At 66.4% G+C, this 22,577-nt stretch carries 21 protein-coding genes; 13 read left to right on the top strand and 8 right to left on the bottom strand.

From position 1 onward, the window contains the following. Window positions 1–355: 355 nt before the first annotated feature. Complete coding sequence (locus tag ABZX61_RS29130; RefSeq protein ID WP_355199395.1) at window positions 356–2,224, bottom strand: DUF262 domain-containing protein; 1,869 nt, start codon at window positions 2,222–2,224, stop codon at window positions 356–358. 844 nt (window positions 2,225–3,068) lie between these two features. Here ABZX61_RS29130 and ABZX61_RS29125 point away from each other — a divergent pair. Then, window positions 3,069–3,215: a hypothetical protein gene (locus tag ABZX61_RS29125; protein ID WP_355199394.1), complete on the top strand. Its 147-nt coding sequence runs from the start codon at window positions 3,069–3,071 to the stop codon at window positions 3,213–3,215. On the opposite strand, the gene ABZX61_RS29120 is transcribed toward ABZX61_RS29125, so the two are convergent. Next, a complete protein-coding gene (locus tag ABZX61_RS29120) occupies window positions 3,212–3,685 on the bottom strand; it encodes an NUDIX domain-containing protein (protein ID WP_355199393.1) in 474 nt (157 codons plus the stop codon). The two genes, ABZX61_RS29125 and ABZX61_RS29120, sit on opposite strands and share 4 nt — an antisense overlap. Before the next feature lie 97 nt (window positions 3,686–3,782). After that, window positions 3,783–4,010: a winged helix-turn-helix domain-containing protein gene (locus tag ABZX61_RS29115; protein ID WP_355199392.1), complete on the bottom strand. Its 228-nt coding sequence runs from the start codon at window positions 4,008–4,010 to the stop codon at window positions 3,783–3,785. Between the two features lie 1,024 nt (window positions 4,011–5,034). On the opposite strand from ABZX61_RS29115, the gene ABZX61_RS29110 reads away from it, so the two are divergent. The 3 genes from ABZX61_RS29110 to ABZX61_RS29100 all read left to right on the top strand — a co-directional run bounded on the left by ABZX61_RS29110 (window position 5,035) and on the right by ABZX61_RS29100 (window position 7,179). Beyond that, the gene (locus ABZX61_RS29110) at window positions 5,035–5,934 is read left to right on the top strand and encodes a DNA-processing protein DprA (RefSeq protein WP_355199391.1); all 900 of its coding nucleotides are present in this window, start codon (window positions 5,035–5,037) and stop codon (window positions 5,932–5,934) included. Window positions 5,935–5,936: 2 nt separating this feature from the next. After that, window positions 5,937–6,779, top strand: coding sequence for a hypothetical protein (locus tag ABZX61_RS29105; RefSeq protein ID WP_355199390.1), 843 nt, complete (start codon window positions 5,937–5,939; stop codon window positions 6,777–6,779). 223 nt (window positions 6,780–7,002) lie between these two features. Further along, window positions 7,003–7,179, top strand: coding sequence for a hypothetical protein (locus tag ABZX61_RS29100; RefSeq protein ID WP_355199389.1), 177 nt, complete (start codon window positions 7,003–7,005; stop codon window positions 7,177–7,179). Between the two features lie 5 nt (window positions 7,180–7,184). Here ABZX61_RS29100 and ABZX61_RS29095 read toward each other — a convergent pair whose 3' ends face one another. Next, on the bottom strand, window positions 7,185–9,017 hold the full coding sequence (locus tag ABZX61_RS29095) for a S9 family peptidase (protein ID WP_355199388.1): 1,833 nt from the start codon (window positions 9,015–9,017) through the stop codon (window positions 7,185–7,187). A gap of 19 nt (window positions 9,018–9,036) precedes the next feature. Continuing rightward, window positions 9,037–10,044: a LuxR C-terminal-related transcriptional regulator gene (locus tag ABZX61_RS29090; RefSeq protein WP_355199387.1), complete on the bottom strand. Its 1,008-nt coding sequence runs from the start codon at window positions 10,042–10,044 to the stop codon at window positions 9,037–9,039. A 1,277-nt stretch (window positions 10,045–11,321) separates the two neighbouring features. Here ABZX61_RS29090 and ABZX61_RS29085 point away from each other — a divergent pair. Continuing rightward, window positions 11,322–12,041, top strand: a complete 720-nt coding sequence (locus tag ABZX61_RS29085) for a bacterial transcriptional activator domain-containing protein (RefSeq protein ID WP_355199386.1) — start codon at window positions 11,322–11,324, stop codon at window positions 12,039–12,041. Here ABZX61_RS29085 and ABZX61_RS29080 read toward each other — a convergent pair. After that, complete coding sequence (locus ABZX61_RS29080; RefSeq protein WP_355199385.1) at window positions 12,031–12,486, bottom strand: helix-turn-helix transcriptional regulator; 456 nt, start codon at window positions 12,484–12,486, stop codon at window positions 12,031–12,033. The two genes, ABZX61_RS29085 and ABZX61_RS29080, sit on opposite strands and share 11 nt — an antisense overlap. A 282-nt stretch (window positions 12,487–12,768) precedes the next feature. Between ABZX61_RS29080 and ABZX61_RS29075 the strand changes: the two genes are divergently transcribed. Further along, window positions 12,769–13,527, top strand: coding sequence for an ATP-binding protein (locus ABZX61_RS29075; protein WP_355199384.1), 759 nt, complete (start codon window positions 12,769–12,771; stop codon window positions 13,525–13,527). Window positions 13,528–14,896: 1,369 nt separating this feature from the next. Beyond that, window positions 14,897–15,166 (top strand): hypothetical protein, encoded by a 270-nt coding sequence (locus tag ABZX61_RS29070; protein WP_355199383.1) that lies wholly within the window; start codon window positions 14,897–14,899, stop codon window positions 15,164–15,166. Window positions 15,167–15,239: 73 nt separating this feature from the next. Here the strand turns inward: ABZX61_RS29070 and ABZX61_RS29065 are convergent, their stop codons facing one another. Next, the gene (locus ABZX61_RS29065; protein WP_355199382.1) at window positions 15,240–16,487 is read right to left on the bottom strand and encodes a hypothetical protein; all 1,248 of its coding nucleotides are present in this window, start codon (window positions 16,485–16,487) and stop codon (window positions 15,240–15,242) included. 412 nt (window positions 16,488–16,899) lie between these two features. Here ABZX61_RS29065 and ABZX61_RS29060 point away from each other — a divergent pair, with 412 nt between their 5' ends. The 6 genes from ABZX61_RS29060 (at window position 16,900) to ABZX61_RS29035 (ending at window position 21,590) form a co-directional block, all read left to right on the top strand. After that, window positions 16,900–17,988, top strand: coding sequence for a hypothetical protein (locus ABZX61_RS29060; protein WP_355199381.1), 1,089 nt, complete (start codon window positions 16,900–16,902; stop codon window positions 17,986–17,988). Window positions 17,989–18,201: 213 nt separating this feature from the next. Further along, complete coding sequence (locus tag ABZX61_RS29055) at window positions 18,202–19,206, top strand: DUF932 domain-containing protein (RefSeq protein WP_355199380.1); 1,005 nt, start codon at window positions 18,202–18,204, stop codon at window positions 19,204–19,206. A gap of 200 nt (window positions 19,207–19,406) precedes the next feature. Further along, complete coding sequence (locus ABZX61_RS29050) at window positions 19,407–19,853, top strand: hypothetical protein (RefSeq protein WP_355199379.1); 447 nt, start codon at window positions 19,407–19,409, stop codon at window positions 19,851–19,853. Between the two features lie 170 nt (window positions 19,854–20,023). Continuing rightward, on the top strand, window positions 20,024–20,617 hold the full coding sequence (locus ABZX61_RS29045; RefSeq protein WP_355199377.1) for a hypothetical protein: 594 nt from the start codon (window positions 20,024–20,026) through the stop codon (window positions 20,615–20,617). A 29-nt stretch (window positions 20,618–20,646) separates the two neighbouring features. Continuing rightward, window positions 20,647–21,156 (top strand): hypothetical protein, encoded by a 510-nt coding sequence (locus tag ABZX61_RS29040; RefSeq protein WP_355199375.1) that lies wholly within the window; start codon window positions 20,647–20,649, stop codon window positions 21,154–21,156. Window positions 21,157–21,248: 92 nt separating this feature from the next. Continuing rightward, window positions 21,249–21,590, top strand: coding sequence for a hypothetical protein (locus ABZX61_RS29035; protein ID WP_355199373.1), 342 nt, complete (start codon window positions 21,249–21,251; stop codon window positions 21,588–21,590). A 103-nt stretch (window positions 21,591–21,693) separates the two neighbouring features. Here ABZX61_RS29035 and ABZX61_RS29030 read toward each other — a convergent pair whose 3' ends face one another. Then, a complete protein-coding gene (locus ABZX61_RS29030; protein ID WP_355199371.1) occupies window positions 21,694–22,398 on the bottom strand; it encodes a hypothetical protein in 705 nt (234 codons plus the stop codon). Between the last annotated feature and the right edge of the window lie 179 nt (window positions 22,399–22,577).

Genomic DNA, 22,577 nt, shown 5'->3' with positions numbered 1-22,577 from the left:
CTAGGATGTCTGGCGGCAAGGCGATCCGGACCGCGGCAAAGCGGGACCGCAGGCGCCGTGGCAGAGTCGTTCTCCCTCTCTGCGTTGGACGGCAGTCCTGCCGCGCCCGTCATCGAGGTAGGCCGGGTTGATGCAGACACGGATCTATTGGGGGGTTGGCCCGGACTCCTCGGCCAACTCCTCTGATGTCCGGCCCGCCGGCACCAGATTCACCATCTGCCCCCGGATCTTCGGTGGGTACAGAGGTAGTTACTTCGGCACTTGTGAACTCCTCCCGGGCCAATCGTGCCGAACGATCAGGTGTCCACAAGACAAGACCGGAGAACTCCGGACCTAGAACATCTATCCGATGCGATCACGGTTGCTCGTCACCATAAGGCTCCTCTTCGTCCGGAATGACGGCGTCGTCCGCGGCGTCGAACTGGTCGGCAGATTCCTGCATTTCGCCCTCAGAAGCGTCGCGTTGCACGGTCTTGCCCATGGCCTTCTCCACCAGCTTGACCAGAGCCTCGCGCCGCGCCACGAAGAAGGCGTCGAAGTCGTCGGCACGCATCGCAGCCGGATGACACCGGTGCGACGAGACCAAGGCGTCCAACCGGTCGGAAGTGACGCCTGCGGTCCTCTCAATAGCGGCCATGTATTTCGACGGTGCGACGCCTCCGATCTTGCGATTGGTGGCCGCGGACAGAGGCGTCTTGTTGACGATGCTCTCACGGCGCTCGTCATCGATACCGTTGTCAAGGCACCATTTGTGAGGGAAGACATGGTGGATATCGACGTTCATGTCGACGTACTGAACCTTGTCGAAAGTCTTGTCGTACATCCAGTCTGCCGCGTTGTCCGCGATGACGAGTGCGTGGATTCCCTTGTACGCCGCCGCTCCACGTGTCCGCAGCGAATGCAGTCGGGACTCCACGAACGCCGCGTCCTGGATGGTCCGTGGCACCGTGGCAGCGTCCTTGCCGCGTGCCCAGTCCGGTACCTGCTCTAGGTCACGCACGAATCGGGTCTCGTTGGCGCTGCCGTAGAGCTCGCCCAGGACGCCGCACCAGTACCACTGGATGATCCGCTCGCGGACGCCATGGAGATCGATGTCGTTGCCCAGCACGACCCGCAGTGTCGCCATCGGGACGAGCTGCTTGGCGTAGGGCACTGAGCGCTGGTCGAAGATGTGCAGGTCCGCAAGGAAGGTGGCGGCCCACAGAAAACCCAGGCGCAGTGGCTGCACCCATTCCAGGTATTCGCTCAGCTGGAGCTTGAGGACGTCCTCACGCTTGGCGGAGACCGCCGGGGGTCGCTCCGAGGTATCGGCCTGGTTGCGCTTGAGCGTTGCAAGCATCGTGACTGCCTGAAGGAAGTCGGTGTTTTCCACTGCGTGCAACACCGAGTGCGTAGCGAAGATCTCCTGGGTCTTCAGCCAGTCTTCGTTAAGACGGAAGTCTTCGCCATGCTGGTCGTAGTAGTCCTTGTCGCCGGCGAAGGTTGCGGTAAGGAGTTCGAACACGTTGAGGGTCAGGCCGCCGGTGTTGACCTTCTCGAAGACGGTGGCGACAGCGGACTTGCTCGTGTCCTTGTCCAGCTCGATCGCCGGGATGTCGTACGTCGCCGCTGGACTTAAGACCTTTGCCATAAACTCCGGCATCAGCGAGATGTCGGGCAGCTTGGTGAGCCATGTCGCAGCCTTCAGCGGGTCGTACAGCAGTCGGAACGGGAAGTAGCCCGCAGCCCGCTCTTTGTCTTCGTCGGAGAGATCGAGCACGATGTCCTTGCCGAAGTTGGTGCGGATCACGCCGTCACCAGGAACCGACATGACGGCCTCGTCCATGCGGTCCGCGCCCTGGAGAGCAAGCTTGATGTCGACGTAGTATCGGCGGTCCAGGAGCTTGCCGCGGCTGTCCTTGGTCGACACGACGCCGTGGCCGGTCAGAGCCTGGGTCAGCGAGGTCAGCCGCTGCTGCCCGTCCAGGAGCAAGGAAGTCGGCTCGGTGCCGTCGGCAAGCAACACACCTTCGATCGGACGCGGCTTGAACCGGATCTGGTCGTTGCCGGTCTTGAGCAGCATCACCACCCCCATAGGGTGGCTCTGTAGAACCGTAACGAGCAGCTGACGGATCCGCTCCTCCTCCCACTTGTAGCCGCGCTGGAAGTCAGGCAGCTGGATCTCCCCGCTGGTGGTCCACTTCAGGTAGTCGGCCAGCTTGTAGAGCGGCGTCTGGAACCCCATCAGAACTCGTCCTCCACGAAATCGAGCTTGCCCTGTACATCTTGGACCGGGGCAGCCTTGGAAGCATCGACACGACCAAATTGAGGGCCGAGACGTGCGCTTCCAGACCCAGTCGCTGCGCTCCCAGCGGGATGGTGCCGCCTCCGGCGAACAGGTCGTAGATCGGCGGAGGGTTGCCATCACAGGACTTGATGATCTCGCGCGGGTCCTGGTAAGCAGGCGCTCGTTACGCACGTTCTCCCGCACCGCGAAGCGCCGATGATCCCGTGGACCCGCCGCGCTCAGCGGGCTGTGCTTCCTTGGTCGGGAACTCGTCCGGATGCGCTGACCGGTCGTCGAGGAGCCGAGCGAACAGGGCCACTCGCGCCGCGACCACGGTTGCCGAGTCCACCACAGGTGCACGTCGAGGGGTGGCCATGGCGGGTCGACTTCTCCGGGGCCGACTTGCGGATGATCGTCTCCGGCGGAAGGGCGACCTCGATCAGCTTGCGCATCATCTACCATCAGAACGGTGCGGTGCTTCTGGTTCAGGTTTTCGACCAGCTGGCGCAGGATGTAGGTCGCAGCCAGGTCGCTGAAGTTGACACCGGCGAAGAGGGCTGCGACGTACCGTATCTGCTCGTGCTCCGGGTTGGCCTTACTAATGGTGACCAGGCCAGCGCTTCGCCGAGGGCGTCTCTGGCACCGCATGCGGACGCCTACGCGGCGCCCGCATCGCCGGCCCGCCGCCGGCACCATCCACCGAACTGGTCGTCCTGCAACGCGTCGTCTCCAGCCGCGGCTGCTTCCAGGTCGTTGGTCAGAAGATCCAGGCGGCCGGGTCCATGCCCGCAAGATCCTCGACGTGGCCGTCGACGACACCTACATCACTGTGCACGACAACGGCGAACCGATCCGAATCGTGCCCCGAACCACCACCCGCGATCATGTGTCGTCGTCGTTGCATCCGTCGCGCTTGATGCTTGGCAGCCGGTTCCTGCAGTTGATCTAGCCGATGTGCGGGCCGTCTTCTTCGAAGTAGTGGCTAATCCTCATGCGCATGGAGCTGTGCATGCTGTGCATGTCGAGCTCGTGCCGCGGTACCCAGCGCACCTCGCTCGATTCCGTGCTCGGAGTCGGCTGACCGCTGATGGCCCGGGCCGTGAGGACGAGGGAGAACTCCTGGCGGACCTCGTCGTTGCTGGTGTAGTGGATGACGTGGCGGGGGTCGCTGTAGGTGCCGACCAGTCCTGTGATCTCGCAGGTGATTCCGGTCTCTTCGAAGGTCTCGCGGATGGCTGCCTGAGGGATGGACTCGCCGAGGTCGATGGCTCCGCCGGGTAGGGCCCAGTTGCCGTTGTCGGAGCGTCGGATCAGCAGCACCTCGTCGGCGTCGTTGGTGACCACGACGTTCACGGAAGGGACGAGACTGTTAGCGGCAGGCGCGTTCGGGTCGTTGTGGTAGTCAATCCGCTGGCTCACGGGCCAGGAGCCTACTCAGTTGAGAGTCCAACGTTCGGCGCCTTGCCGTGGCTGATCGAGCTCGGCAGCGTACTCGGCGATGCAACGCCGGACATAGCTATTTAGGCACGACGATGGAGCCCTTGCCTGGCTTGGTGGTGATCAGCCCACGGTCTCTGAGCGCTTCCATCGCCTTCCGCACGGTGATACGGGCAACATCGAACTCCTCCTGAAGCTTCACCTCGGAGATCAAGGCGAGGGGTGGGTACTCGCCGCTCTCGATGCGCTCAGCGACGACATTCGTTATCTGCTCCCACTTGTAGAGCCTTGGGTCCCACTCGATCACAGGACGACTTTAGGTATCTCTGGACCTTCCGACATAGAACAGGCATGGCTAAGAATGCTATAGACATGCTAGGACAGGATAGTATAGGTTCTGGGCATGGCGTTGGTGAGCGACGAACCAGGGCCCCTCCGGGTGGGGCTTCACATGTGTGCTCTGGCTGCCCCCGTAAGGGCGCACAATGTGGCCAGAGCTGGCTACTCGCTCACCACGCCTGCCCCTCGCCGGCGTCCTTCAGTGGCATCGATGGCTAGGCGACGGCACTCTTTCGGCACGGAGGAGGGTGTATCTGTGGGTGAGTTCGGTGAGTATCACAGCCTGCACCCTGTCCCGCCTCGCCCCGATGCGACACGAGTCAAGTGGTCGCCTCTCCAACCGGGTGCGCATCTTGTCCGGGTCCGGGAGCATACCTGCGAGTGCTCGCCTCTGGTTTTCGAGCGGTGCGTGGCTGGCGGATCGGGATTCGTGCGGCGGTATGACCGCTCCGTGTCGCCCCAGTCTGTCGTTGAGAGTCCATGGGTAAGAGTCCGTGACGCCGTGACGCTGTGGCGGCAGATCATGCAGGGCGAAGCGCGGTGAGAACGCCTCCCTACCTGGACGCCGTGGATACGTTCGTGGCCAGGTGTAAGACCAGGCTCGGATTGCAGTGAGGTCGTGAGCCGGCAGCCTTCATGCCGACGGGACATGAAGATTGATCCGCTGGCGATCACCCCGGCGTTCTTCAACGGGGTCATCCTGGACAGCGGTGCCGCTTCCTGCACGACATGTAAGGCTCCGCCGTATGTGTGGAGCTGGCCTGCCTGCCGCGAGGTGGAAGCCTTCTCTGTTGGCGTCGATATGACCCGAGCAGGGTGGCTCGGGGCTGTCAACACCCTGAATCCACATGGCCCGTTCACGCCAATCATGGGGCGCCGTCTTGCCGGCGTCGGCACGATAGGGCCAGCACAGAACCGCGCATCCCGTTGCCGTATTTGTCGGTGTCGGAGCGTACGTTCCTCCCGGAACCACGTTCGAGATGGTGATGACAGTGATCCCGATTGATGAGCAGGCTGCCGTCCTCGCACTCACCCGAGCGACCCAGGACAAGCCCTGGTTCTACACCGCGCGCGTCATTCTCGACGCAGGCAGTGCCCTGACGCTCCTCGACGGTTACTGCCTGAGCCGGGACGAGGACGACCGGGCGCACGCCGCCGCCATCGCCGCATGCGTCCAGCCAGAGGACCTGGACTGGGCGCGTGCCCTCATCGCCGCCATGCGCGCCGATGGCGTGCATCTCGTCACAGTGCTTGACGAGAGCTATCCGGCTAATCTGCGCTTCGCCTACGACCGTCAGCCATTTCTGTGGGTCCGCGGCAGTTTCGCGGTCGGTGACGACCGGGCAATCGCCGTAATTGGCGAGCACGAGACCGGCCATGCGGTCGCCGCGGCGCGGGCCCTGGCTGAGGCCGGGCTGACCGTCGTGGCACCGCTCGGTACGGACCTGGATGCTGCGGTTCACGAGGCGACGCTCGCGGTGGGCGGTCGCGCGCTGGCGGTGCTGGCCGGCGGCATCTCCGAGCAGTCCGCTCTCGGACAGTACGGCAGTGTGGCCGAGCAGATAGCCGCGCGCGGCGCGGTCGTCACGCCCTTCTGGCCCGATGCTCTCCCCACCTCCCGCACTGCTGAACTCGCGCGCGTCGTGACCTGCGGGTTAGCCGACTGCTTGTATGTCGTCGACGGTCTGGCTGGCGGTTTCTCCTCTCAGCTTGTCGAGCGAGCGCTGGAGACCGGCAAGCATGTGTTCGTGTCCCACCGGCTCCAGCAGGAACAGGCGTGGGTCGACCAGGCAGGTTTCCGGGGAGGTATGACTGCCGTCCAAGACATTGACGACCTCTCCAAGCGGGCGGTCAATCTTGTAGATATGACCCCTCGCACGAGCACCTGCTGATCATGGGTGGCGCCGAGGCGTTCACCCACGATTTCTTGCCGCTGTTCCGCCCCGTCCCGCCCACTCGGGCGGGGGTGTGTCGCATCTGTCATTCCGGTCCGAACGACCGCGGGGACGGTGTGCCATGGCCCACTTGTGCGAGTTGTAAACGCACCACCGAGCACCTGTACGGCCACGCCGAGTACGTGGTGCCGATCTCGCTGACGGCCAAGAACACCCAGCTGTACGACGTGCTGGTTCGGAAGAACGATCCCAACGGCACCTCAGGTCGCCGGAGACGGCCGGACTTCCTCGCCGCGACGGTGACCCATTTCTTCCAGAAACATGGCCGCTGCCTTCAAGGGTGTGCCGGTGGCCCCTTCACCGTGGTGGCCACGATTCCCAGCACCCGAACCGAGCAGCCCGCTGAGGCGTTCGACACTATGACGCGGGTCGTCAGCATGGTTGGAGCGCTGGCCAGCCTTCATCGGCCCCTCCTTCTGGAGGTCGTCGACACCTATGCCCCGGTGCTTGCCAACCGCAAGTCTCATCGGAAGGTATTCCGCGTCCGGGGCGACAGGCTGGACAAGCAGCGGGTTTTGCTGGTGGACGACTTGTTCGTCTCCGGCGCTCACGTGCAAAGCGCCGCGTCCGCGCTGATCGAGAAAGGCGCCGCAGCGGTTGTGACGCTCGTCGTCGCACGACACATCAACCCCGACTCCAAGGATCCCTACAGCGCCGGCATTTGGCGGGAGTCGTGCGCTCGGCCGTTCAGCTTTGCCCACTGTTGTCTCTGCGACCCAGTACGCGGGCGAGGCGCTTTGAAGCGCCGGAGCCGCGAGGACTTTGCCGACGAGGTTTCCTAGCTCCCAACTCCCCGGCCCCTCTCATCACCAGGGAAGCATCTACGCTGGCAAGTCCGTGACTCGAGCAGACTGGCCATCAATCCCTGACGGCAGGCGACGAGTGATCCGCGAATGGGAAGAGGTCTCCCGCCGGGTTGTGGACGGCAGCCTCGCTGGTCTGCAACGAATAGGAGAAGCTTGGCGCTGAACACTTCGAGACCGGACGACTAATTCGCAAGAGGCCTTGGCGACGGACGACACCGAGATGCGCGACCACTGGTGGCGGCGGCCAGGCTGGCGCGCCGGCTGCTCCTTCTGCACCTGGTACGTCCTGGTCGGAGATCATTCGGAGTTCCACGCGTTCGCCCGGCACGTAGGCATGTTCACTCCGGCCTGTCTGAAGCTGTTCGGCGCTCATTGAAATTGTCAGCCCACGTGGAGCGATGCGGAGCGGTCGGCAGTTTTGGCAAGCAGGTGGGTGTGAAGGAAAGCGCTGATGGCCTCGTACGCGGTCAGTTCGTTGGCGCGGTTGGTGAAGCCGTGTCCTTCGTCGGGGTAGATGTCGTAGCGGACTTCGACGCCGCGTTCACGCAGTCGGGCGACGATCTGGTCGGATTCGGCTTGGGGGACGCGTGGGTCATGGGCTCCCTGGAGGACGAACAGGGGAGCGTTGATGCCGTCGGCGTGGGTGACGGGACTGCGTGCCAAGAGGTGTTCGGCGCGCGTGTCAGGGTCGCCGAGGACTGTAGCGACGAAGGTCTTCCAGGTGGGGGGCGACGCCTTCGCCAAGGTGAGCAGGTTGCTCGGACCGCACATGGAGACGCCCGCAGCCCAGGGGTAGGGGAGACGGGCCAGGCAGGACAGAGCAGCGAAACCACCGTAGGAAGCGCCCATGACGGCGAGGCGGTTCGGGTCGGTCCAGTCGAGGGTGTGGAGGTACTTGACGGCGTGGTCCAGGTCGTCAAGGTCGATGCCGCCCCAGTCGCAGTAGATGAGCTTCTGGTGAGCGGTTCCGTAGCCGGTGGATCCGGCGAAGTTGGGGGCCAGGATGGCGATGCCCTGATGGAGAAGATGCTGGTAGAGACCAGAGCGGGCGTAGAGGGGACGTTCCTGGGATTCCGGACCGCCGTGGATGGACAGCAGGACCGGGTGAGGGCCAGGGCCGTCCGGGCGGTAGAGCAGCGCGTGGACGTCGCGTCCATCGCGAGCCGGGTAGGTGATCAGCTCGGGGACGACGGGGTCGATGACGTGCAGTGCCGGAGGGCGGGTGTCGGTAAGGTAGCGGAACTCGTGGCGGGCCAGGTCCAGGACCGCTATTTCCGCCGGCCTCGCCGCGGAGTTGATCAGGACGACCGCGAAGGAGGCGTCAGGCGCCAGGGACAGCGCGGAGATGACGCCGGGCGGGATGCCGGGCAGCGAGATGGGGCTGCCGTCGCGGTCGGCGTGCAGGCGGGAGCTGCCGCCCTCGTTGACTGACCAGATGCGGACTCCCGCAGCGGCGTCGAGGACCTCGACGTCCCAACTCGGGCGCGCGATCGCCTGCAGGGAGCCGGCTGCGAGGTCGTAGAAGGCGGCGGCGGTGAACTCGCTCCAATGGTCAGTGAGCAGGTGGAAGCCGCTGGAGTCCGCCGCCCAGACTCCGGGCTCGAAGAGACCCTCGCCCAGGGCGGATGTCACGCAGATCGGCGTGGCGTCCGGGTCGCTCAGGTCGGTGAGATAGATGGCTATGTCGGTGTTGGAACGGAACCCGGTCGCCAGCAGCCAGCGGCCGTTGGGGGAGATGCTGACGGCCTCGAACGCGACCCCTTGCGGGGGCGTGAAGCGGCGGAGCTCGCTGCTCTCTAGATCGTGGACGATGAGGTCCTGAGCGGCGGAGTCGCGGTCATTGGCGGTGTAGGCCAGGAAGCGGCCGGTCGGGTCGAACGGCGACGTGGCCAGGACACGCTGACAGTCCGGACCGGAGCTGATCTCGGTCAGGCCGCTGCCATCCAGAGCGACGAGGTAGATGCGGAACTGCTCGTCCCCGTTCTCGTCGGCGGTGAAGACCAGTCGGCCGCCGGAGGGGGTCCAGGCGATCTGGCGGACTGTCCGGTCGTCGAAGCCCGCCACGCGGCGTGGCTCGCCACCGGTGACGGGAACGACCCACAGGTCGTAGTGCCCGGAGGCGTGGCTGGAGTAGGCGACCAGTTGGCCGTCCGGGGACAGCGCAAGGGTGGGCTGGAAGCGTTGCTGGGGAACGAAGTCCAGGTATTCGGGCATGTGACAGGGCCTCTCGGGTTCAGTTGATCCAGCCGCGGCGCACTGCTGCGGCTCCGGCGGCGAAGCGGGTCTCCACGTCCAGCGCATCGCGGATGGCGGTCCAGTGCCTGCGCATGGTGTTGATGCTGATGTCCATCCGCCGGGCGATCGCCTCGTCGGGTAGTCCTTGATTGAGCAACTGCAGTACCTGCGACTGCGCAGGGGTGAGTGGCCCGACGGCTTCCGTACTGCCGAACGGGATCGCCTTCTCCCAGAGCAGCTCGAAGTACTCGCGCAGCGCACCGACGATGACGGGCGAGCGTACGAGCAGAGCTCCTCCCATCCCTGTGGGCGTCAGCGGAAGGAGCGCGACTGCCTCGTCTGCGAGCTTCATCTTCATCCCGATGCGAGGCAGCAGCCGCGCCTGTTCCCCGGCTTGCACCGCAGCCTCGATCGTCTTCGCGCCTATTGGATGCTCTGCGCAGCGGGTCTCGTAGATCGCCCGGCATTGCACCTGGCCCTCGAAGACTGGTAGCGGTACGTACCCGGTGGAGTCCTCGACGGGCGCCTCCAGGACGTAGTTGTCCAACGTGAGCCAGTCGTGCCGCGCGGCGTTGATGAGTGCGTAGGACAGGCGGCTGATCTCGTCCCGATCGGTGACGATCTGCACGAGACGGTCCATCGCAGAGTTCGAGGACGCCGCGGCCGGCGTCTGGTGGAACTCCCTCAGCCGCTTGTGTCCAGCCAGCAACCGCTCCTGATCGCTGACGAGACGGCGCGAAAGGTCCGTCAAGACGCCCTGCAGTGCGAGTTCCGGGGGAGCGGGCACGAGACGTGGCGGCATCGAGGGGCCGTCCGGCCGGCGATGCGCCATCCCGCGGGCCGTGAGTTCCGCGACCTGCTCACTGCTTCCAAGCAGGGACGCGGCGTCGTCCTCAGGGCAGCCGCCCTCCGTGAGCAGCATGGAGTACGACACGAAGATCTCTTCCGGGACGACGCCCTCCAATAGGCGCTGCGCTTTGACCTGATCCTGTCCGTCCACCGTCACCTCCGATCAGAGAGTAGTGGCCCAAACGCGCATTGTGATGGCCCTTCTTGCCGTGTCGGGCGATGAGTGGTTCCGAGCGATGGTGAGTTCTCACCATCGAGCGCTGTGTCCCAGAGGCCCGCTGTCATAGGCGTTCTCGCTGCTCCGGACACCGCGCGCCCGCCAGTAGCTGCCGTGGAGAGTTTCACCAGCCCTGTTGCGGTGCCGCGCACGGTCTGATCAGTGCGAAGGCTCAAAAGCGGCAGGGAGGCAGTATGCGGCGGCAACTCGTCGAAGACGTAGCGAGGAAGCTGAGTGCAGCGGTTGCGGCGTCAATTCTGTTTGGCGTCAGTTCGCCAGCCGGTTCGTTTGCTAACGCAGAGCCTTACTGTCCGCAGGTGGGCCGAGCGCCACGTCAGGTGTACGACATCGAGAAGTTCTGTGCGTTGGTGTATGGCGACCTGGTGGAAGGCCGGGCGCTGGATCTCCCGGAGTTGCTGGAACGGTCGCAGCGCACTCCGGTGCATGCCTCGCTCTCTCCTAAGCCGCAGAAGGTGTCGAGGCCACGTGAGGTGGTTTCTACGGTGAAACAGCCTGAAGCTGTGCCGGCCAAATTTCGTAGGAGGGATGCCGAACCGCGCATGCCGCGTGAAAGCGGCGGGGAAGCTGGCCGGGCTCCGGGTCGAGTTCTCAACCGAAATCGTCAGGTAAGGGCTGACCGTCAGCAGCGCCCACGAAGAAACGGTAGGGAGCCATCGTCCACGATGGTTCTCACACCACCGGCTCCATCGGAAATGCCGTCGGCATCGGCCTCCACGTCTTCCTCTGCGCCTGCACCGGGCGATGCGGTGAGGCCGAGGTCAGAGTATCTGCCTGAGGCGAGGGGACCGCTGGGCGTTGCGCTGGCGTTCGGGCTCATGCTCATGGTCCTGAGCGCTGCGCTTATAGGTCGTCTACGGTCCTGGCCGGTGCAGGCGAGCGCGGGCTCGTCTGCCGCGGGCCTGTCTGGCGGTGCCGCCTGTCTGCGCGGTATCGATGGTCGCAACGGTGAAGACGCTGAAGTACCCCCGGCGGTTGTCCTGGCATCCGCTGGGGCGCAGGCGCCTGCGGTCGACTGCGTGACGGCGGAGTCGGTTGCCGAGCCTGACCGTAGCGAGCATCTGGCGGTGACTACGTCTCAGCTTGACCAGCCCAACTCCCGCCCGGCGGGGGCAGAAGCAGGTATGAAGGCTGAGGCGCCCTTCGTGCCAGGCGCTTCGGCTGGGCTGGGATCGGGGTTCGTAGCGGCGGTGGGAAAGGTGAAGGTCGAGGTGCTGGGGGTACCGCGGCTGTCGTGTGGCAGGGCAGAGGTCTCCTTCGGCCGTGCCGAGGCGCGAGAGTTGTTCGCGTTGCTTTCGGTGTCGCGGGACGGAGTTTCGGCGGAGGGGATCGCCGAGACGCTGTGGCCGGGGGAGGTTGGCGGGCGCCGCTTGGAGTCGGCGGTGCGGGAGATCAACCGGGTGATGCGGCAGGCGACGGGGTGCGCGACTGGCGTGCGGTTCGTGCTGAAGTCCGGGGAGCGGCGACTGCTGCCTGCGGCATCGTTCGATGCGGACTTCTGGCGGTTCGAGGACGCGTGCAAGCTGGCCTCGATCGCGGCCGAGGACGCTATGCGGGTGGCGGCGTTGCATGAGGTGCTGGCCTTGTATCGGGGGACGCTGCTGGCTGGCTGTGATGATCTGTGGGTGCTCCCGTTGCGGCAGGCCGCTCAGCGGCAGGCGGCGGATGCCGCTGAGCGGTTGGCCGAGCTGGTGCGGGCCGATGATCCAGGCCGGGCGGTGGACGTGCTGCGGCTGGCGGTTGAGCGCATCGATCCGTGCAGCGAGACGTTGTGGTGCCTGCTGATGTCGGTTCAAGGCGAACTTGGGCGCCTGCCTGCGGTACGGCGTTCGTTCGAGCTGTTGAGGGAGCGGCTGGCGGAGATCGACGCTGTGCCGAGTACGCAGGCGCGGCAGGTGTATGAGCGGTTCATTCGTTAACTGGGCCCGCCGAAGAGCGGCGGATAATAGAGACCTGGCAGTGCCCCGGCCGGGGCCCACCTTCTTCGTGAAGAATGCGCTGGTCGTGCCCTGCGTAGGTGGCCAGCATCTCGGCCGTGAGCAGGCGGACGGGGTGGGTGCCGTAGATGCGGGCTAGCAGGCAGAGCGTGGAGACGGAGGGTCGCCGGCCTGCTTGCGGCCAGTTCTCGTAGTCGTAGAGGCGAGACTCGCGCAGTCCGGCCCCCATGGTGCCGGCGAGCTGGTGGAAGACCTCGATCGTCTGCCCCGCGGTGAGTCCGGCGGCATGCCGGTAGAGGCGGAGCGGGGTGGAGGGATGGTCGAGGCTGAGGATGACGGCGATCTGGTCCACGGTGAAGCCGTGCTGGCGTAGGTATCGGCTGCGGCGGCGGCAGTCAAGAAGCGTCTGGTATCCGGTACCTGACATGCGTTGACCTCCCCTTTCCTGCCCACGCGCGGTGGGCGAGTCGGTGCCCCGCATCCGGGGCTGGGGGACGGTAGGCGGCCTTTGGGGAGGGGCTCCAGTCTCCGCATGGGGTGATCGCCGGGGTCGGTCTCGGGTGTCGGCGATAGTGGGAATGGTGTTGCCGCAGGTGGGGGCGGGCGGGCGCGTGCTGGCGGGTTGGGGGTGTGATTCGGGCGGCGAGGTGAGTGATCGTGCAGGCCGCTCCCCGGATTGGGCCGGGGGCGTGACCGAAGGGACATCCGCATGGACACACGCACACAGCACGCCACGGCCGACTCGAACCCTCTCCTCGTTTCGGCGACATGCCAGCGGCCGTCAGCGGTGGAGGAGTTCCCGGATCTGGCGCCGGGGCTGGTGATGTCGACGCTGCGCGCCTCGCAGGTGTGGAGTGGGATGGCCTGGCGGCGGGCCTTTCCCGGGCGGGGAGATCAGTCGGCTTCCGCGCGCCGCATGGTGGGCCAGCTTCTGGCGGACACCGGCCGGGTGGATGACGCGCGGTGGGTGACAGCCGAGCTAGTCAGCAACGCGCTGCGGCACTCGCGTTCGGGCCGGGAGCGAGGGTTCTTCGTGGTCGAGGTGCTACGCGGCACAGACGTGGCCCGGATCGTGGTCTATGACCTGGGCGGCGGCCCATCCCCGGACTTCTCCCGCGCACCTGGCTCAGTGCCCGAGGCGGCCGAGCACGGGTGGGGCCTGGCCGGGGTGGCTGCGCTGGCGGCCCGGACAGGGATCGCGGGTGATGCGATCACGGGCCACGCGGTCTGGGCTGATCTCGCGCTGGAGCCGGTTCCTGCTGGGCCGAGTGAGCCGGTGATCACCGGCGAGGTCGCCTGCCCCCACCGTGCGTTCGTGGGGCAGCAGGGAGCATTGGGCGATGTACCAGATGGTCGGCTGGGCGCCTTGCGGGAGGGCGTGATGATTTCGGCGAGTAGGCCGGGGCCGGTTGGCGAGGAAGGAGCTGCTGGCCTGGACCCTTCCGCAGGCTTGTGGGAGGCGAGCTGAGGCCGAACGCGGACCAGGTGTCCGCATTCGGGCAAGAGCCGTGGGCGCGGCAGGCGGTGGCAGGGTTGCGCCGGGATTGGCCCGACTGGGCTTTTCTGGTAGTGCGGTATCGGTGGCTGGCGATGCGCGGCAAGCAGACGATGATCAGCGCGACCGGACCAGAGGAGCTGCGTCAGGCCCTGCCGCCGATCCCTTCCAGGCCAGGCCTAATGGAGCCAGTCTCGGCCGGGTCCGGTCCGGTCGAGCACGGCGAGAGGGGGCCCAGCACGGTTCTACCGGCCTTGGCCGAGTTGCTGGCGACGGAAATGGATGTGAACCAGGCGAGATCGAGAACGTCACCGGCTTCGGCGTTAGCGGCGGGAACTGATGGGGGGCACGGGGTCGATGGGCCCGGGACAGGGCTGAGCGGCACTGTGGCGGCTGTTCGGTCAGCGTCGCGGGAACGGTCCGGGACAGGCACGTGGGCGGTTGTCGCCGCTGACCGGGCGCGGGTGGCATGGTGGTCGCACGGGTGGGGATGGTGGCCGTGGCGCAGGCGTCGGGACCGATCGCGGGACAGTTCGCGTGTTGGGAAAGGCGCGCGCCCGTTCGGCCGGGACGGGCCGGTGAGTGGGTCTCGCCATCGGCGAGTCCGGTCGAGGTCCACCGTCGTGGCAGCTGCCTGAGTGGTGGAACATCCGGCGCGTGGCGGGCGGGACGCGCGCTTGACACCTGGGGTGCAGGTGGGCGTTGATGCCGCTCCACCCGCCCGGCGCGGAAGGGGACCGGGCGGCCGGACGGGCCGGGGTGGGGGCCGCCCATGGAGGGGAGAGGCGAGCCCACCCTTGCCCACGGTTGCGGATCGGGCCTCACATTGGTGTCTGAATGGGGACTGATTTGCGCACTGGAAATAGGGATAGCGTTCGGATTGGCAATTAAGGCCGCTACCCCCATTCGGATTTGTTTTCGCGGGTCTTGCCGGTTCCGGCCGGTGCGTTGGGCGGCCCGACTCGTCTAAAGACGAGTCCCTGAATATGCGCGCGCGTGTGTTGTCACGGTCGGCTGTGCTCTTTGTGTCCCCTCCTTGCTTGCCTTGGGGTCTTGGCCTCCCTCCCCGCTGCTATTTGCTGGCCTGCGGCCGAGGCCGCAGGGCCGGCCCTTGCGCTGACCTTGGCCCGGATGGCGCTCACGTCTTCGTTCTGGGGGCTGTTTCGGTGTCCGACATGCGTCGGGGCGGTACGGCCGGGGCTGGCGCGGTGTCGGTGCGCGGGCCGGGAATCGCCTGAAGACTTTACCTTGTAGCGGCGAGAAAAAGTCCCATGGTCTATGGGTGTTGGCGTTGTCGAGATAAAATAAGAATGTCGGCGAGAAAAGCGGAAAGGAAAAGAAGATGGTTTATCCGTCGGGGGACTGGGATGGCGAGTTCATGGCGGTGACGGCTGCGGACGTTCGGCCCACGGATGTGGTGCTGAACCCGGCTCGGTACGTGACGGACGCGGCACGCCTACCGGGTGGCATGATCGACATCTTCCGTCCGGCCGACCCGTCACGGGCGTGTGAGGGGTGTGGCGCGGGGCCGGCGGAACCGTGCGAGTCGGACTGTTTGGGGTTGGCGGCGTTGGATGACGCGACCGGCTACGGGTTCGCCGACGTCGGCTGACTGGTGAGGGGACGCGTGCGGCCCCGGTATCGCCGTAGGGGCGATGCCGGGGCCGTCCGGTTGTCGGGGGAGGTCAGGTGGTGGCTGGTGGGTGAATGGCGATGTGGGCGGCAATCAGGGCGGCTACGTCGGCGGGCGTGGTGTCGGCGGGGATCACGGTGACGGGCGTGGGGGCATCCGGGTTGGCGAGTCTGACGTAGGTCCATGCGATGGTGAGCGGGGTGTTGGGGGCGACGGGGATCTTCAGCATGACGAGGTGGCCGTCGGGTGAGCGGTAGTGCTGATCAAAGGTGGCGTCGTTGAGGGTGCCCTGAGAGAGTCGGTGGAAGCCGTGTTCGCTGAGGGCGCGGGTGTAAGGGATGGTTTCGCACATGTAGTCGGCGATGGCATCACGGCTGGAGTAGAAGTCGCCAAGGATGTCGGTCATGTCGTTGGCGATGGCGTCAAAGTCGGGATTGTCGTCGATGCCACAGGTAGTGCAATCGTCGCAGTTGTCGTGTTGGCCCCTCAGGTTGAACATTCCTTCGTAGGAGCAGATTTCGAGCAGGGAACCGTCGTCGCCGCGTTCGGTGGGCATGATGACGGGTTGGGCGTGGCGGTCGTTCCACATGATCGACCAGCCGGCGCCGTGGGCGGCTAGGGCGCGGGCGTGCGCCGGTTCGACTTCGAGGTAGCGGGGGCTGTCGGGGAAGCCGGTGTCGTTGGGATGGCGGTAGCCGGTGACGGTGTGCGGGGTGAGTCCGGCGGCGGCGGCGATCAGTGCGGCGACGGCGGCGGGCGGGGTGCGGCGGGGGACAGTCACGGTGTACGCGGGGTCTGTGCCAGAGCGGGGGTCGGCGATGGTGATCGTGATGGGTGTGATCGAGTCGGGGAAGTACGGCATGGTGATCGAGGAGGTCGCGCCCGTCGGGGTGATCCGGTATGCGGTGGTGATGTAGCCGTCGTTAGTGGCGTGGTGGCTGACCTGGTGGCGGTGGATGCCGTGGGGGCGTAGGGCGGTGGTGTAGGGGCCGGTGACGCGCATCATCTTCTGGGTGTGCCGCCATTGGCTGAGGCGGGTGCGGGCCTGGCCGGTGACGTCGGCGGCGATGGTGGCGGGGTCGGTCGGTTGCCCGCGCCGGGCGGACTGCTCGTGCATGGCGGTGGCGTCCTCGTAGTTGATGATCTCGAGGACGGTCCCGTCGTCGGCGACGTCGGCGGTTGCGGTGAACACGTCGTGTCCATCCCACATCAGTGCCCGCCCGGGGCCGCTGGCGGTCAGGCCGTGTATGTGGGCAGCGTCCACGGTGATGGCGTCGGCGGCGGCGATTGCGGGTGTCATGCGTTTCCCTCTCGTTTTCCCGGTTGGTTATTCGGGTGCGGTTTGTCGGCGGTGTTTCCCGCCTAATTCCATGGACGCTCGATCGCGCATGAATGTCAACCGGGACGCATATTTATCTGCGAGATTTCGCTAATCGGGAATCGGGCAAAACGGCGTCGTTCGCCGTCGTCCGGTGGAATGCGGGAAGAGCCGGGCCGGCGGCGAATGTCAAGCCGTCTTGGGAGCTTCTCGCGAGATGTTTTCGCAGGTCGCATGTATTGTTATTTAGGTTAGCCTCTCCAGCCGTTGGGGTGACGAAAAAAGTTTCCGGGTCGGCTTGCTTCCCCGTTGTGTGCGAGGGATGGTCGTCGCACAAACAAAACGCCGGCCCGGAATTGGGGCCGGTAAATGCGACCGGAAAGGGCGTTACGCAATGGCTATCACCACCCCGGAAAAGACCGCCGACAAAACGATTTCTGCGGCCACCGACGCCGCGCCCCTGATGGCCCCTGACAGCCCCGTAACTGTCCGCCCGGACGCTGACCCCACGGTGGACGTGGACGTGCGGGTGGCGGCGGTGTGGGCGGCGCTGAACGCCCAGCCGGGCGCATCCGCCACGATCATCGGCGCGGCGGCCGATCTGAGCCGGATGGTTGCGGGCAAGATCCTCAACCAGCTCGAAGCCGACGGACAGGCACGCCGTGAGCCGGGCGGGCAGGACGGCCAGACCCGAGGCCGAACCCCTGACCGGTGGTATGCGGTCACCGGCGAAACCCCCGACATCGCCCCGGACGCCGAAGCATCGCTCGCCGACGACGCGGACCTCGCGTCTGCCCCGGACGGGGAAGCGATCACCGACGCCACGGAGACAGCTGATGCCATCCCGGCAGACGAGGATGAGCCGACCGACGAGGGACCGGCCGAAGAGCCGGATGGTCACCCGGACGAGACGGACGGCGGGACCGCATCAAATGTCCTCGCCGACGCGTCCGAGGACACATTCGAGTCGGTGGCGGTGGAAGATCCGGCGTGGACACAGGCTCGAACCGAGCTGATCGAACTGGTCAACCTCCTAGGCCGGGTGGTGACGGAGAAGGACGCCCACGACGACACGGTGGTGGCGTTGGGGTGTCTGGAAATGGCGGTGGCGAAGGTCGCTTCGGTACACCGCAATGCGCGGGCGGTGCTGACCGGCATCGTCGCCGCCCCGGCCCGCGCCACGTCCGCCCGGCCGAGTGGGGGCGTGGGCGGCGGCGTACGGCCGGGCGCGTTGCGTGACCGGGTACACGCACACCTGATCGAGTTCCCGGGGAAGGATTTCACCCCGTATGAGATCGCGAGGGTGTTGGACGCCTCGTCCGGCGCGGTGGCCAACGCGTTGGACCGGCTCGTCAATCTCGGTCACGCGGTGCTGACCTGTGAGCGGCCCCGCCGGTTCGCCCTCGCCCCCACCGCCGAGGCGCCCGCCCCGGCCGAGCCCGGCGACACGGCCACCACGGGCGCCGACACTTACGGCGACTGAGTCCAGGTGTTCGGGCGGGCCACCCCACACCGGCCCGCCCTCCCGGACCCCTAACCCGGTCGAGGTGCCTTACCGACGCCCATAGGCAATCCCGACCGCCACGTACGGCAGCCCCGTCCCTCGCGCCGAGCGGTAAGCGACCAACCGGCCCCCACTTCGCCACATCCGACATCGCGTCTGTTTCGCATGCCCACAGATCAGAAAGGCACTGTCATGGCTCACGAGATCGAGATCTTCGCCAACGGTTCGGCCGGGTTCGCCGCCGCCGGGAAGCCGGGCTGGCACCGGCTCGGCTACACCGCGCCCGGCCCGATGACCGCCGAGGAACTTCTGACCCGCGCCAACCTCGCCGGATGGAACGTTCGGAAGGTGCCGGTCGGCCAGGTCACGGACCCTGCCACCGGTCAGCCGGTCACCACGGACGAGGACTTCCTCGTGGTGCGCACCAACCCCGTAACCGGTCAGCCCGAACGGCTCGGCCGCGTCGGCAAAGAGTACGAGGTGCTGCAGAACGAAGAGGTCACCGCCTTTCTGCAGACCCTCGTGGACGAGTCCGGGGCTGTGTTCGACACGGGCGGGTCTCTGAACAATGGGCGGCGCATCTTCGTCACCATGCGGCTGCCCGAGCCGCTCATGGTCGGCGGGTTCGATCAGCTCGATCTATATCTGGCGGCGTTCTCCCGGCATGACGGGTGGGGGTCGTTTGTCACGGTCGCGACGCCGGTACGGGTGGTGTGCGCCAACACCGAACGAGCCGCGCTGGCCAACCACGCCTCGAAGTTCACGGTCCGGCACACCGGCCGCATGGCGGGGCGCATCGCCGAGGCGCGTGATGCGCTGAAGCTGACGTGGCGGCACGGTCAGGCGTTCGCCGCCGAAGCCGAGAAGCTCCTCGCCATGCCGATGGGTGTGAAGGAGTTCCGGCAGTTCGCCGCCCGCCTCCACCCCCTGCCCGCCGACGCCAAAGAGCTCGCGAAGCGCAATCACGACCTGACGATGCGGGAGCTGGAGTACCTGTTCACCACTGCGCCCACGCAGGAGCCGATTCGCAACACGCGGTGGGCGGCCTACAACGCGGTGACCGAGCGGCTCGATCACAAGAGCCCGGTGTTCGGCACCCGCGACGTGGCCACCGTGCGCGCTGAGCGGGCCCTGCTCGACGACCACGACAACGCGAAGATCAAGACTCGCGCGTTCCGGCTCCTCGCCACCGCCTGACTACCGAAGAGCGCCCTGTACGGCCCCGGCGCGGGCCGTACAGGACCAACGCCGACCAACCCCGGGCGGTCACACGGGCCACCCGCCACACCATCCCCGGGTTGCCCCCGGCGGGCGGTGGGTCCGGTCCGAGACGGGCGCTCCGACCGGCTGATTTCGCGCCCCACGTACGTCACCAACCGCTACCCAAGGAGATCCCGATGGGACGACTCGAAGACCTGGCCGTCCACTACGCCAACGCCGCCCGCTGGGAACTCAGCGAGGCCCTCAACCGCATCGCCTCCCTCGATGATGAAGGGACGTTGCACGACAAGGACCTGGGCCGCATCGCCTACGCCTACCAACGGATGTCGTGGTGGCAGCAGGTCACCGATCTCACCCACGGCAGCGAAGAGACGGTTGACGGCGGTACCGCGCTGCTGACCGTGCGGCAACGGGCTCACGAGTCCCTGATCAACGCCCGCCCGGTTAACAACGGCGGCTTGTTCGCCCAGGCGATGGCCGAATCCCGGCGGGGCGGCGCGCGTGCCTTCCTGGACGCGACCGAGAAGCTCGCCGAGGCACTTGCCCTCCCCTCCGATCAGGATGCCCGTTCGGCCGGCATTGACATCCCAACGACCGCGACCAGCGAGTCCCGGCCATCCTGACCGCCGCTGACGAGCGCGCTGCATGCGGGGCGGCCAACCTCCTCCCACCGTCCGCCCCACCCGGCCCGTGCCTGTTGAGCTCGGGCGGGGTGAACCCCCGAGCCGACCAGACGGGCGGCCCTCACGACCTTCACCCTTCACCACCCTGTCACCCGACGAATGGAAGACACATGATGGATGACCTCAGCCAGCCCGGCCCCCTGTCCCCGCCCGGTGAGCCAAGCGGTGCCACCCTCGCCTCGGACGTCATTGCGAACCAGACCGAGAAGGCGGCGCGCTTGTTCGAGCAGCGGACCGCCGAAAAGATTAGCGCCGCCCGCCGCATGTTCTACGCGGCGTCAGCCGAGGCGGTCTTCGCCTTGCAGAACGGGCAGCGACTGTCCGGCGAGCAGTCGTTCGCCGCCGCCCACGCCCAGGCATCACGCGCCTGGTGGGATCTGGTGGACGAGGAGATCGCCGGCAAGAAGCTGGCACCCGATCACGCCGTACGGCGGGTGCGCTCCTGGGCCCGCCACTACCTCACCGGGGAACCACCGGCCGCCCGGCCGGGCACGTTGTTCGATCACGCCCTCGCCCACGCCGCGCGCATAGCCGCCCGAGACTTCCTCAACGACAGCGGCCACCTCCTCACCCAGCACCTCATCGACCAGGCAGGCAGCCCGGTCACGGCCGCACCCGTGGAACACGACCGCCCTCAATTGGCCAGCCCCTGCACGGCCCCCTCGACAGCGGCGGGGCCAGGACCAAGCAGTCGACCCCACTAGCGCATCCCCTAAAGAAAGGAACCCATGTCATGAACAACTCCCAGCAGCATCCCGCCACCGGCGCACCGTCCACAGTGGTTCCGGCTTCACTGGAGGCGGTCATCGACCAGGCCCGAAGCACCCGCCAGCAGCACATCGACGACCTCTTCCGGCGTCTTGGCCGGGGCGAGCGGCTGACCGCCGAGCAACTCCACAACACCCTGCACGCGCAGACCCTCTCCACGTGGTGGCTGCTGGTGGCCCGGCACATCGAGCACGCCGATGGCGGAAGCTTGCCTCCGGCTCAGGCCATAGCCAGGTTCGTCTCCTGGATCACCCCCTACCTCGAAGACCCCACCCCACCAGACTCCGAGATCGCCGTACAGGCCCTCGGCTTGAGCAGCGAGCACGAACTCGCCCTGGCCCACCTCGACCGCAGCCTGGCACTTATCCGGCAAGGCGCCGCTCGCGCCTTCCTCGCACAAGCCGAGATGCTCGTGTCGGCCTGCTCCACAGAGCAGTCTCCGGGCGCTTCGACCGGGCAGGAGGCGACAGCATGAGCCACCGAGCCGCTACCGGCGATCACCCTCCCGTCCCGCCGGAGTCTCCACTCGCGAGCAAAACTGCGCAGGGCCGGATGGATAGCTCGCGCGTGGAGTTCTTCCAGATGCTGGCTTGGCGGTGGGACGTTACCGCCGCCAAGAAGCTGACCCAGGGCCGCACGCCGGACGGCCAGATCGAGCCGAGCGAATGGGCGGGCATGCTCCGGCTGGTCGCCATCAACGCCGAGCACGCGGCTCAGGTGGATCTGTCCGAGCCGTTGATCGTGGCCCCGGTCCCCAACGGCGGGCTGTTGATCATCGACGGCTGGCACCGGCTCCGTAAAGCATTGGACACCGGCGTTCCGGAACTGTTCGCCGTGGTGCTCACCGCTGAGGAGGAACTTACCTGCCGGATGTTCGGTGGGGAGAAGGGAGAGGGCTACATCCGATAGCGCCTGATCCGGTGGCGTAGGAGGCATGCCCCGGCCAGCACATCCGTATTGTGCTGGCCGGGGCACACCTCCTGCACCACCGGCTCTGTCGGCTCAAGCTTTCCTACCAACCTTCATAGGTGCCGTCATTCAAGCTCTTCAGCTTGGTCTCCAGGTCGGCGAGTATCTGCTCCTTATGTACGTCGGGCCCTTCTGCTGGAGCGGTGCCGATCACTGTGGTGAGGTGCTTCCCAGGCGTGGTGTCGATCATTCTGACCCTTGGCCCACCACCGTCGGGGGCGCCATCTGGCCTGCGGTCGAGGGTATGGCCGATGAGTCGGAGGACGGCTTCGATGGGCAGGAGATAGTCGATGAGGCTCGTTTGGTCGTCGTCGGAGAGGGTGGGGTCGTGGGCGCGGTTGCGGTTGCGCAGATCGACTTGCCCGGCATTGGCGAGGCGGTCGTAGAGGCGCTCTTCCAGCCATCCAGCCTCACTGCTGTTCAACGTCTCATCGTCGTTGGATTCGTAGCGAATGAGCAGCGCACGGTACCAGTGGTCGCGGTCTTTGAGCTGCTGCAGGACGCGGTGGCGTAGTCCCGGGGTGGTGGCTTTGCCGACGTAGGCTCCCCACCGGCCCTCGGTGTTCGGTCGGTCGAGCAGTAGGTATGCGCCGGGGACATTCCAGCCTCGGTCGAGGCGGTTGGCGTGGTCGCGGTCGAGTAGAAGCATGCCGGCGACCTTGTGCTTGGAGCGGATCTTCATCGGGTTGTTGAGGTCATAGGAGAGGCTGACGACGAGCTGTGAGGGGGCAAGCCGGATCGCGCACACGCGGCCATCTCCTTCACCTGAGCCGCTGGAGATCTTCCCGGACAGTATCGGTCACCTTCCTCTCCGTGACCACGAGTTTCCGGGAAGAAACCAGCAGCTCACCCACCGGATAGGCGCTGCGAGTGCCACTTCATGGCCGGTCGGGGCTGTACGGCGGCCGGTAGGCCGTTCCATGGGCG

The organism is Nonomuraea sp. NPDC003709 (assembly GCF_040610775.1).
Lineage (GTDB): Bacteria > Actinomycetota > Actinomycetes > Streptosporangiales > Streptosporangiaceae > Nonomuraea > Nonomuraea angiospora_A.
This window is presented reverse-complemented; position numbering and strand designations above follow the sequence as displayed.